General features: G+C 63.9%; 12 protein-coding genes. 6 read left to right on the top strand and 6 right to left on the bottom strand.

The window, feature by feature from the left end; translation table 11 throughout:
- Positions 1-25 precede the first annotated feature (25 nt).
- The gene (locus PMI04_RS07065) at positions 26-868 is read right to left on the bottom strand and encodes a DUF4239 domain-containing protein (RefSeq protein ID WP_007710034.1); all 843 of its coding nucleotides are present in this window, start codon (positions 866-868) and stop codon (positions 26-28) included.
- A gap of 177 nt (positions 869-1,045) precedes the next feature.
- Here PMI04_RS07065 and PMI04_RS07060 point away from each other — a divergent pair, with 177 nt between their 5' ends.
- Both PMI04_RS07060 and PMI04_RS07055 read left to right on the top strand, forming a co-directional pair.
- Positions 1,046-2,236, top strand: a complete 1,191-nt coding sequence (locus tag PMI04_RS07060; protein WP_007710032.1) for a BamA/TamA family outer membrane protein — start codon at positions 1,046-1,048, stop codon at positions 2,234-2,236.
- Between the two features lie 121 nt (positions 2,237-2,357).
- Positions 2,358-3,029, top strand: coding sequence for a GAP family protein (locus PMI04_RS07055; RefSeq protein ID WP_007710030.1), 672 nt, complete (start codon positions 2,358-2,360; stop codon positions 3,027-3,029).
- Positions 3,030-3,037: 8 nt separating this feature from the next.
- On the opposite strand, the gene queA is transcribed toward PMI04_RS07055, so the two are convergent.
- The 5 genes from queA to PMI04_RS07030 form a co-directional block, all read right to left on the bottom strand.
- The gene (gene queA, locus PMI04_RS07050) at positions 3,038-4,066 is read right to left on the bottom strand and encodes a tRNA preQ1(34) S-adenosylmethionine ribosyltransferase-isomerase QueA (RefSeq protein WP_007710028.1); all 1,029 of its coding nucleotides are present in this window, start codon (positions 4,064-4,066) and stop codon (positions 3,038-3,040) included.
- A gap of 25 nt (positions 4,067-4,091) precedes the next feature.
- A complete protein-coding gene (locus PMI04_RS07045; RefSeq protein WP_007710026.1) occupies positions 4,092-4,865 on the bottom strand; it encodes a peptidylprolyl isomerase in 774 nt (257 codons plus the stop codon).
- A 111-nt stretch (positions 4,866-4,976) separates the two neighbouring features.
- Positions 4,977-5,495 carry a pantetheine-phosphate adenylyltransferase gene (gene coaD, locus PMI04_RS07040; protein WP_007710025.1) on the bottom strand — a complete coding sequence of 173 codons (519 nt, stop codon included), beginning with the start codon at positions 5,493-5,495 and terminating at the stop codon, positions 4,977-4,979.
- A gap of 3 nt (positions 5,496-5,498) precedes the next feature.
- Entirely contained in the window at positions 5,499-6,425 is a 927-nt protein-coding gene (locus tag PMI04_RS07035) for a farnesyl diphosphate synthase (protein ID WP_007710024.1), read from the bottom strand.
- Between the two features lie 8 nt (positions 6,426-6,433).
- Positions 6,434-6,691: an exodeoxyribonuclease VII small subunit gene (locus PMI04_RS07030; protein WP_007710023.1), complete on the bottom strand. Its 258-nt coding sequence runs from the start codon at positions 6,689-6,691 to the stop codon at positions 6,434-6,436.
- Positions 6,692-6,871: 180 nt separating this feature from the next.
- Between PMI04_RS07030 and PMI04_RS07025 the strand changes: the two genes are divergently transcribed.
- The 4 genes from PMI04_RS07025 (at position 6,872) to PMI04_RS07010 (ending at position 10,533) form a co-directional block, all read left to right on the top strand.
- Positions 6,872-7,255, top strand: coding sequence for a hypothetical protein (locus PMI04_RS07025; RefSeq protein ID WP_007710022.1), 384 nt, complete (start codon positions 6,872-6,874; stop codon positions 7,253-7,255).
- Positions 7,256-7,390: 135 nt separating this feature from the next.
- A complete protein-coding gene (gene purL / locus PMI04_RS07020; RefSeq protein ID WP_007710014.1) occupies positions 7,391-9,568 on the top strand; it encodes a phosphoribosylformylglycinamidine synthase subunit PurL in 2,178 nt (725 codons plus the stop codon).
- 90 nt (positions 9,569-9,658) lie between these two features.
- A complete protein-coding gene (locus tag PMI04_RS07015) occupies positions 9,659-10,132 on the top strand; it encodes a hypothetical protein (protein WP_007710011.1) in 474 nt (157 codons plus the stop codon).
- Positions 10,129-10,533, top strand: a complete 405-nt coding sequence (locus PMI04_RS07010) for a hypothetical protein (RefSeq protein ID WP_007710009.1) — start codon at positions 10,129-10,131, stop codon at positions 10,531-10,533. The genes PMI04_RS07015 and PMI04_RS07010 overlap by 4 nt, the downstream gene beginning before the upstream one ends.
- Positions 10,534-10,582 lie beyond the last annotated feature (49 nt).

Here is a 10,582-nt window from a genome sequence, read left to right as displayed (position 1 = left end):
AAGCCGACCATTCCCCTTGTCCGTGTCAGGATGGCGTGGCCCCGTGGCGCCACGTATCGAAGGTGCCGGGCGGCTGCTGTCGCAGCGACTCCCGCAGTTGGAGCATCGGCCCCTGCCCTTCCTGGATCCCGCCCATGCCCGGACGATCTATGTCGAGGATCAACATGTAGGACATGGTCAGCAGTACGAAGAGCAGCCCTGCCAAGACGCGACCCTGCGTCTGGGATCGGGCATACCCCATGATTCCGGCCGTCACGGCGACATATACCCACAGGACCAGAAACACCTCGGTCGGGACGCGTACCGTGCGCGCAGCCTTTCGGGAGGCATCCATGTCGATCACCTCGTTCACGGTCGAGAGCAGCGAGACAGAGAAGGGCGTCGTGCGCACAGCATCATTGGCTGCCAGGGTCGCGGACCAGAGATCGGTCAGCAACTGGTCGTTGCGCGCGAGCAGCGGCGTCACCTTCTCCGTGCGGCTATTGGCCGACAGGGACAGGCGATTTTCGGTATAGTCGACCAATATCTTCGACAAACGCGACCGGTGCGGCTCCGGTAGCGCCTGTGCCCGCAAATAGCTGGTGCCGATTGCGTTCGATTCCTGCAGAACCAGGGCACGTCGCGCCTCATAACGGTTGACTGCCAGCGAGAAGGTGAAACCCAGCAGCAGGGCCAGCAGACCCAGCACAGCCGAAATGATATAGGCGTCCGAGCCGCCATCATCCGACTTGCCCGCAGTGCCATCCTGAGGGTGGGTCCGTTTGCGCAGGAAATAGCCGATCAGCGTCGCTGCCACCATCGAACAGAATAGCAGCAGCCCGATCAGCAGGATCGGCAATTGGTCGAGGGCATTCGCCAGGCTGGACATGGCCTTCCTTTCATTAGGGACGAGTGCAGGTTCGCTGCTTCCCCGCCTGCGCCAATCGGGCGAAACACCAATATAGCCGCCGGATTACCCCGAGAGAGCGTGCGACCGCGATGCGACCGCACCGTCATCGGTGTTTCCCCCGATGGTCGAGCGCCACCCGATGGTCGATGAGGGACCATGGCCGCCGGATTATCAGCCTGTGCCGACCGCATGACCATGCCGCGTCGCGGTGCGGGCTTGTGCTCATGTGCCTGGGCGACGCTGCTGCTGACGTCGCCGCTCCTGGCGCAGCCTCCCTCCAATGCCCCTGCTCCTCCAGCCGCTGCCCCTGCGGAAGGGGACGAATCGACGGCCGCTCAAGAAGGAAAACGCAAGAAGGTCGACCTGCTGATCGCACCCGTGCCGCTGTCCAATCCGGCGACCGGCACCGGCCTGGCGGTCGGCGCGATCGCTTTTTACAACCCAAATGCCGAACCTGACCAGTGGATCAGCGGTGGCGGTGTGGTCTATACGACCCGCGGCACCAAAGGCATTGCCGGCTTCCATTCCATGTCGTTCGGCCAGGACCGGGTCCGCGTGAATGCCAGCCTGTCCTATATGGACGACCGCACCAACTATTATGGCATCGGCAGGGATGCAGGTGACGAGGGTGACAGGCTGGAGCTCAAGAGCCGGCAGTTCGACATCGACCTTCAGGGCCTGATCCGCCTCTTTCCCGACGGCTATGCTGGCCTGCGCTATCGGTTTCGCGTGACCGACGCAGTGCCGCAGGAGCCGGACGGTGCGCCCCCCACCCCGCCCGAAGACCAAATGCACAGCAGCATGTCCGCATTAGGCCCCAGCTTCGTCTATGATACGCGTGACAGCCCGATGCAGCCCAAACGGGGCTTCTACGTCAGTGCCAGTTGGCTGTTCGGTCTTAAGGCGCTGGGCGACAGCTATCACCACAACAAGCTGCAGCTTGCCGGCAACGCCTATATGCCGATCGGCAGTGGCACAGTCCTGGCGACGCGCGGCGCCCTGTGCGCTGCCGGTGGGGACGTCCCCTATTATGATCTATGTCAGTTTGGCGCGACCAATGACCTGCGCGGCTATCCCACCGGCCGCTACCGCGACGGCGCCAGTTGGGCAGTGCAAGCCGAACTGCGCCAGCATATTGCGGGCCGATGGGGCGCTACCGGCTTTGTCGGGCTGGGCGGGATCGCACCATCGGCGGGTGATATCTGGAGCAGAGGTAATCTGCTGCCTGCTGCCGGCGCCGGCGTGCGATATCGCCCGTTCCGCAGCAACGATGTCCAATTACGCGTCGATTTTGCCGTGGGGAAGAATGATCATGGCGCCTATGTGGGAATTGCCGAAGCCTTTTGACGCAAATCACGTCCCGCTGCGCTGGGAATTGCCTGCCATGAACTCGGGGATTTGCAGGATGGCCGTACCAAAGGGCGCGCCATAGAGTAGCGGATATCCGCCGCAGGAGGGGGCATGACATATGTTTGAGGCAATAGGCGAGCTTCTGCCGCTGGCGGTTGGCGTGTCGATCAGCCCCTTGCCGATCATCGCGATGATCGTTCTGCTGATGTCGCCGCAGGCCCGCCTGACGGCGCCTGTCTTTTTGGTCGGCTGGCTGGCCGCCATCGTGGGCGCTTTGCTGCTATTTTCCTGGCTCTCCGACCTTGGCCTGGGCAGTGGCGGCAAAGGACATGGTGCCGCGATGGTCAAGCTGGTGGTCGGCGTCCTGCTGCTCGGCCTGGCATGGCACGAATGGCGCGTGCGGCCGGCACCAGGCGAAGTCGCGACACTGCCACACTGGCTGGCGGCGGTCGAGCATATGGGACCATTGGCGGCGGCCGGACTGGGCTTTGGCATCTATGCGGCCAATCCCAAAAACCTCACCGTCGGCATGGCTGCGGGGATCAGTTTTGGAGCCCATCATCTGCCACCAGGCCAGACCATATTCACCGTCATCATCTACCTGCTGATCGCGGCTGTCACGATATGGCTGCCCATATTGGGCTATTTCCTTGCGGAACGACGGGTTCGTCCCTGGCTGGACGAGATGCGTGTCTGGCTTACCCAGCATAATGCGGCGGTGATGGCCGTCCTGTTGCTGGTGATCGGTGCGATGATGAGCGGAAAGGGCATCGCCGCCCTCGCCCCCTAGAACCCGGATCAGGGCAGCAGCAGGCTGGAGTCCCCATAGCTGTAGAAGCGGTAGCCTTCCTCGATTGCGTGGCTGTACACGGATTGCATTTTTTCCGTGCCCATCAAAGCACTTACCAGCATGAACAGGGTCGATTTGGGCAGGTGAAAATTGGTCATCAGCCCGTCAACCGCGCGGAAACGATATCCTGGGGTGATGAAGATGCGGGTTTCGTCGGCGAAGGGGCGAATAATGCCATCCTCGCCCGTGGCGCTTTCCAGCAGGCGCAGCGAGGTGGTGCCGACCGCGATCAGGCGTCCGCCGGACCGACGCACCGCATTCAACCGATCAGCCGTTTCCTGGTCAATCCGCCCCCATTCCGCGTGCATGCGGTGATCGTCGGTATCGTCCGCCTTGACCGGCAGGAAAGTGCCCGCACCAACGTGCAGGGTCAGGGTTTCCGTCCCGATACCGGCAGCGGCAATGGCGACCATCAGGTCGGGCGTGAAGTGCAGAGCGGCAGTCGGCGCGGCGACCGCCCCATCCTCGCGCGCGAACATGGTCTGGTAGTCGCTGCGATCGCGCGCGTCGGTCGGGCGCTTGCTGGCGATATAGGGCGGCAGCGGCATACGGCCGGCACGCTCCAGCAGCACTTCCACCGGTTCGTCGCCCTCGAAACTGAGGGTCACGCCACCATCCGCATCGCGCGGACCGGCAATCGCCGTGACGCCGGCGCCGAAATCGATCCGGTCGCCATCGCGCACCCGCTTGGCATTGCGCAGGAAGGCCTGCCATTGGCGCAGCCCCAGCCGCTTGTGCAGGGTCGCGCCGATCCGCGCATCGCCCCGCATGCCTTCAAGCTGGGCGGGGATGACACGGGTGTCGTTGAAGACCAGCACATCGCCGGCACGCAGCAGCGAAGGCAGGTCGCGGACGATGCGATCCTCCATCGCCTGTTCGCCGGGCACCAGCAGCAGGCGCGCTGAATCGCGCGGGCTAGCCGGACGGAGGGCGATATTCTCCGCCGGCAGGTCGAAATCGAACAGGTCTACACGCATGGCGATGGCCCTTCCGGGCGCTAGCTCACTTCTTCTTGGGTGCCGGCTTCTTGGCCGGGGCGGCCGGCTTCTTCGACGGCAGGATCGAGGGTTCGGGCGCCGGCGGCGGGGGCGGCGGTGCCAGCACCGGCGGCTTGCCATCGCTTTCGATCGAGGCCTGAAGAATGACGCTCGGGTCGGCCGGCGGTTCGCCCTCATGGATCGCGTCGACATATTGCATGCCCTCGATCACGCGGCCGAAGACGGTATATTTCTTGTCGAGCTGCATGCGCGGCAGCAGCACGATGAAGAACTGGCTGTTGGCACTGTCATCGCTCTGGGCGCGGGCCATCGACAAGGTGCCACGCAGATGCGGCATCGGGTTGAATTCGGCCTTGAGATCCGGGAGCGTCGAGCCGCCGGTGCCATCCCCCTTGGGATCGCCACCCTGGGCCATGAAACCCGGGATGACGCGGTGGAATTTGAGGCCATTATAGAAGCCCTGCCGGGTCAGTTCCTTGATCCGCTCGACATGATTGGGGGCGATGTCCGGACGCAACTGGATCCGCACGCGGCCACCGGTGGAAAGATCGAGGTCCCAGATATTCTGCGGATCGGCCGGAATGGTTGCAGGCGGCAGCTTGGGGGTCAGTTCGGTGCCCAGCGACTTGGCGTTCTGTTCGGCCTTGGCCGCCGTTTCCGCCTTCTTCATATCCTCCGCACCGCCACCACCGCCGCCGCCACCCTGAGCGAAGGCCAGGCTGGACGCAGTAAGGGCGAGGCCGATCGCCATGGTCTTGAGCGCCGAAGTGAAACGCATGGGAATGAACTTTCCTTGATCTCTTGCCCGGAAGGGCCAAGCGGCCCTGATAGCGCGCTGATCGCGATTGGCAACTGAACGCAGGCTGAAATGCGCCTGATCCGACGGCTATCAGCCCTGCCCCTTGCGGCCAAGCGCGGTCACCCGCGCCTCCACCTCCGCGCGCACCGGCGGGCTGACGAATTTGTGGATCGGCCCGCCATAGAGGGCGATTTCCTTGACCAGGCGCGAGGCGATCGGCTGCAGCGACACGTCCGCCATCAGAAAGACGGTTTCCACCCGGCTGTTGATCTGCTGGTTCATGCCCGCCATCTGATATTCATATTCAAAATCGGCGACCGCGCGCAGGCCACGGATGATGACGCTGGCGCCCTGCGATTCGGCGAAGTCCATCAGCAGCGAGTTGAAGCCGGTGACGACGATTTCGGTATCGATATCCGCACATTCGCGGCGGACCATGTCCAGCCGTTCTTCATCGCTGAACATCGGCGACTTGCTGATATTGGTGGTGACGCCGATCACCAGCTTGTCGACCAGCTTCGCGCCACGCCGGATGATGTCCATATGGCCCAGGGTGATAGGGTCGAAGGTACCGGGATAGACGCCTATCCGTTGCTTGCCGGTGCTCATGGCTTAACGGTCCCTTTCCACAATATAGTCGGCGATGGCACGTAGCAGGTCCGCTTCCGCGCCATGACCATGCAGATGCGCCTTGGCCTGTTCAACGAGCAAGCGCCCCTGTTCCCGCGCCCGGTCGATACCGAGCAGCGACACGAAGGTTTCCTTGCCCGCCGCCGCATCCTTGCCCAGCGCCTTGCCGGCGAGTTGCAAATTGCCTTCGACATCCAGCAGATCGTCGGCGATCTGGAAGGCAAGGCCGATGTCGCGTGCATAGCCGTGCAGACCAGTGCGCGCGTCCACCGGGATGCGCGCCATGATGGCCGCGGCGTCCACGCAAAAGCCGATCAAGGCCCCGGTCTTGAGATTTTGCAGCCGCGTGACCGTCGCCAGGTCGAACCGGGCCTGTTCCGCTTCCAGATCCATCATCTGGCCACCGGCCATGCCGGCTGGGCCGCTGGCCAGCGCCAGCGCCTTCACCAGCTCGATGCGAACAAACGCATCCGGATGGGTCTGTTCGTCGGCCAATATCTCGAAGGCAAGATCATGCAGACAGTCGCCAGCGAGGATCGCCGTCGCCTCGTCGAAGGCCTTGTGCACGGTCGGCTTGCCACGCCGCATGTCGTCATCATCCATCGCCGGCAGATCATCATGCACCAGCGAATAGACATGGATGCACTCAACGGCGAGGCCGACGCGCAGCGCGGATTCGCGCGAAATGTTGAACAGGTCGCTGGTCGCCTGCACCAGCAGCGGGCGCAACCGCTTGCCACCGCCGATCGCCGCATGACGCATCGCATCATAAAGGCGGCGACGCGCATCGTCCGGCACCGTCAGCAGCGCGTCAAACGCGCGATCCACCTCTGCCGCCAGCACTGCCGCATGGGCCGTAATCAGCGCGGTTGCGCTCTGCTCCAGGCCTGCGGCGCCGCCGCCTTCCATGGTCGGGATCAATCCGCACCGAAGGGGGTGGCGCCGGTCACCGCACCACCGGCATCGACCGTCAACTTGCTGATCCGCGCCTCAGCCGCCTGCAGCCGTTCGGTGCAGCGCTTGCGCAGCTCCTCCCCCTGGGCATAGAGCGAAATCGACTCATCAAGTGGCACGTCGCCGCTTTCCAGGCGGCGTACGATCGATTCGAGTGCACGCAGCGCATCCTCGAAGGAGAGATGCGACAAATCGGGTTGCGGGGTGCTTTCCTCAGCCATGCGCCTGCATTGACCGCCCCCGTTCGTGCGGTCAAGCCCGCATGAAGCGCATCACATGGCGAAGCCGGCCAAAGCGGCCCTTCGTCACGCAAACGTCATGACGTCATTGCACAGGCGTGGCGGAATTCGGGCAGTTTTGCGTTGACGCATCATATCGCAAGTGCACATAGAAGGACCGCTATGAAATATTATCTCCCCCTTATCGCCGTTGCGGCCGTCAGCCTGCTCTCTGCCTGCAACAAGAAGGACGAACCCGAAGTCGTCGGCGGCCCCGCCGATCCGATGGCTGCCCAGCTGGCCAATGCCGCGCCGGTTGAGCTGCCGCCTTCGGTCAAGGCCAACAAGCAGTTCCGCTGCAAGGACAACAGCCTGTTCTTCGTCGACTATATGAGCGACGACAAGAGCGCGATCCTGCGCACCGAAAAGAATGGCTCGCCCACCATGCTGAAGGCCGCCGAAGCTGGCCAGCCCTTCACCGCCGAGGGCGGCTATGAAGTCAAGGGTTCGGGCAACGACGTCACCATCACGGTGCCGGGCAAGAGCGCCCAGGCCTGCCACGTCTGATCCGACAGGATTTTCGATTTTTCACAGGGCCGGTCCTTCCCTAGGGGCCGGCCCTTTCATTTTGTCCCAATGGTCACGTCCAAGGCATGCACCGGGCCATTGTGAATCCCGCGCCACGCGGCTAAAGGCGCGCTCATGTCCAGCAGCGCCCCCCAGATCACCCCGCAGATCGTTGCCGAGCACGGTCTGTCCCCCGAAGAATATGATCGCGTCCTCAAAGCGATCGGCCGTGAACCGAACCTGACGGAACTCGGCATCTTCTCGGTCATGTGGTCCGAGCATTGCTCTTACAAATCCTCCAAAATTCACCTGATGAAGCTGCCCACCAAGGGTCCGCAGGTGATCTGTGGCCCCGGCGAGAATGCCGGCGTGGTCGACATCGGCGATGGCCAGGCCGCCATCTTCAAGATGGAAAGCCACAACCACCCCAGCTACATCGAGCCCTATCAGGGCGCCGCGACCGGCGTCGGCGGCATCCTGCGCGACGTGTTCACCATGGGCGCCCGCCCGGTGGCCAATATGAACGCGCTGCGCTTCGGCCGGCCCGACCACCCCAAGATGAAGCATCTCATCAGCGGCGTGGTCCATGGCATTGGCGGCTATGGCAATTGCGTCGGCGTGCCGACCGTGGGCGGCGAGGTGAATTTCCACCCCGCCTATGACGGCAATATCCTGGTCAATGCGATGACCGTGGGCATCGCCGACACCGACAAGATCTTCTATTCGGCCGCCAGCGGCGTCGGCAACCCGATCGTCTATGTCGGCTCCAAGACCGGCCGCGACGGCATCCATGGCGCGACCATGGCGTCGGCCGATTTCGGCGAGGATAGCGAAGAGAAGCGCCCCACCGTCCAGGTCGGCGACCCCTTCACCGAAAAGCTGCTGATCGAGGCGTGCCTGGAACTGATGGCGTCGGACGCGATCGTCGCCATCCAGGACATGGGCGCCGCCGGTCTCACCTCCTCCAGCGTCGAAATGGCGTCGAAGGGCGGCGTTGGCCTCCACCTCAAGATGGATGACGTGCCGCAGCGCGAAACCGGCATGACCACCTATGAGATGATGCTGTCGGAAAGCCAGGAGCGCATGCTCATGGTGCTGAAGCCCGGCCGCGAAGCCTTTGCCGAGGCGATCTTCAGGAAGTGGGAACTGGACTTCGCCGTCATTGGCCATGTCACCGACACCGGCCGCATGGTGCTGGAGCATAAGGGCGAGATCGTCTGCGACATTCCGCTCGCGCCGCTGGCCGACGATGCGCCGCTCTATGATCGTCCCTCGATGCCGAAGGACGAGTATAAGATCTGGTCGAAGGTCGAGCCGCTGGGCGAGATCGCCGAGAGCGCCGACATCGGCGCTGACCTCATCACACTGATGGGCAGCCCCGACATCGCCAGCCGTCGCTGGATCTGGGAGCAGTATGACCATATGGTCGGCGCCGACACGGTGCAGCGCCCCGGCGGCGACGCCGCGGTGGTCCGCGTCCATGGCAGCAGCAAGGGCATTGCCATCAGCACCGACTGCACCCCGCGCTATTGCTATGCCGACCCCTATGAAGGCGGCAAGCAGGCGATCGCAGAATGCTATCGCAACCTGAGCGCGGTCGGATCGACCCCGCTGGCGGTCACCAACTGCCTCAACTTCGCCAATCCGCAGCGCCCCGAAATCATGGCGCAGCTGACCGGCTGCCTGGAGGGCATGGGCGACGCCTGCCGCGCGTTCGACTTCCCGATCGTGTCGGGCAATGTCAGCCTCTACAATGAATCCAAGGCGACCGGCGGTGGCTCGGCGATCCTGCCGACCCCGGCGATCGGCGGCATCGGCCTGCTGGCCGACATCGACGTGATGGCGACCGTGGCGTTCAAGAATGAGGGCGACGCGATCTGGCTGGTCGGCGGCGAAGGCACCCACCTCGGCCAGAGCATCTGGCTGCGCGAGATTGCCGGCCGCGAGGCGGGTAACGCGCCCAAGGTCGACCTGGCCGTCGAGCGCGCCAATGGCGACGCCGTCCGCGCGCTGGTTTTGGCGGGCACGGTCAATGCCGTGCATGACATTTCCGACGGTGGCCTGATCGTCACGATCGCGGAAATGGCGCTGGCCGGCAAGATCGGCGCGACGCTGGACGTGGCGCTGACCACCGCTTCGGCGTTCGGCGAAGACCAGAGCCGCTATGTCGTCACGGCGCCGGCCGGCGTCGAGATTGCTGGCGCGGTCAAGATCGGCACCGTCGGCGGCGACAGCGTGGCCGGCGTGTCGATCGACGCGCTGCGCACCGCGCATGAGGGCTTCTTCCCGGCGCTGATGGACAGCGAACTCTAAAAACCTTCTGTCCCGCCGGGTGCAGCGCATCCGGCGGGACAAGATACTGGCAATCTGCTATGATCCGCCCCGAGAAATGGGGAGCGCCGCATGCGCGAGAGGATCATCCGGGCGACATGGGTCGCCGGCACACTCGATATCCTGTCTGCTTTCGTCTTCGCCGGCATGGCGGGCATGCAGCCGCTAGCCGTGCTGCAATTCGTCGCCAGCGGGCCGTTCGGCGACACCGCCAAGGGCGATCCCGTCGGGCTCTGGGCGATCGTCGGCCTGGCCGTGCATTTTGCGATCATGGCCTGCATGGCGGGCGCCTATATGCTGATTGCACAGCGGCGCCCTGCCCTGCGCCGTCACCCGATCGTCGCCGGCCTGCTTTATGGGTTGCTGCTATGGGGCATCATGTACTGGATCGTGCGGCCCTGGCGTTGGCCGGCGATGTGGTTGCCCGCCGCCTATGCCGCGCTGCCAATCGGGCGGATCGCTTGGAACATTGGCAACCAGCTCTTTTCCCACTGCATTTTGGTCGGCCTGCCAATCGCCCTCATCGCTGCCGGGCGCAGGCGATGAGCGGCGGTTATTCGGGTACGCCTTTGGCCAAGAAGCTGAGCCTGAAGCCCGGGCTGCGCGCCTGGTGGGACGGCATGCCCGACAGCGTCGCGGCGGAGATTGGCGAGAGTGGTGTGATCCGGCTTTCCGCGCCGGAAGCGCCGATCGATGCGGCCCATATCTTCGTCACCGATCGCGCGAAGATGACAGCGAAATTGACATATCTAAGGCCTTTTCTCGCGCCGGCCGGCTTCCTGTGGGTAAGCTGGCCCAAGAAGGCGTCGAAGGTGCCGACCGACATCACCGAGGATGCCATTCGCGCGGTCATCCTGCCGGCGACCGATCTGGTCGACGTCAAGGTTTGCGCGGTCGATGCAGTCTGGTCGGGGCTGAAGCTGATGATCCGCAAGTCCGCGCGCTGACGCGCTTTCGGATTTTTGATAGCGCTATCAATTCCTCTCTCCTATGCTC

The sequence above is a fragment of the Sphingobium sp. AP49 genome (genome assembly GCF_000281715.2).
Classification (GTDB): Bacteria; Pseudomonadota; Alphaproteobacteria; order Sphingomonadales; family Sphingomonadaceae; genus Sphingobium.
This window is presented reverse-complemented; position numbering and strand designations above follow the sequence as displayed.

Coding starts and splice junctions, on each gene's coding strand:
- PMI04_RS07065 (WP_007710034.1), bottom strand. CDS start 868: ATGTCCAGCCTGGCGAATGCCCTCGACCAATTGCCGATCCTGCTGATC.
- PMI04_RS07060 (WP_007710032.1), top strand. CDS start 1,046: ATGGCCGCCGGATTATCAGCCTGTGCCGACCGCATGACCATGCCGCGT.
- PMI04_RS07055 (WP_007710030.1), top strand. CDS start 2,358: ATGTTTGAGGCAATAGGCGAGCTTCTGCCGCTGGCGGTTGGCGTGTCG.
- queA (WP_007710028.1), bottom strand. CDS start 4,066: ATGCGTGTAGACCTGTTCGATTTCGACCTGCCGGCGGAGAATATCGCC.
- PMI04_RS07045 (WP_007710026.1), bottom strand. CDS start 4,865: ATGCGTTTCACTTCGGCGCTCAAGACCATGGCGATCGGCCTCGCCCTT.
- coaD (WP_007710025.1), bottom strand. CDS start 5,495: ATGAGCACCGGCAAGCAACGGATAGGCGTCTATCCCGGTACCTTCGAC.
- PMI04_RS07035 (WP_007710024.1), bottom strand. CDS start 6,425: ATGGAAGGCGGCGGCGCCGCAGGCCTGGAGCAGAGCGCAACCGCGCTG.
- PMI04_RS07030 (WP_007710023.1), bottom strand. CDS start 6,691: ATGGCTGAGGAAAGCACCCCGCAACCCGATTTGTCGCATCTCTCCTTC.
- PMI04_RS07025 (WP_007710022.1), top strand. CDS start 6,872: ATGAAATATTATCTCCCCCTTATCGCCGTTGCGGCCGTCAGCCTGCTC.
- purL (WP_007710014.1), top strand. CDS start 7,391: ATGTCCAGCAGCGCCCCCCAGATCACCCCGCAGATCGTTGCCGAGCAC.
- PMI04_RS07015 (WP_007710011.1), top strand. CDS start 9,659: ATGCGCGAGAGGATCATCCGGGCGACATGGGTCGCCGGCACACTCGAT.
- PMI04_RS07010 (WP_007710009.1), top strand. CDS start 10,129: ATGAGCGGCGGTTATTCGGGTACGCCTTTGGCCAAGAAGCTGAGCCTG.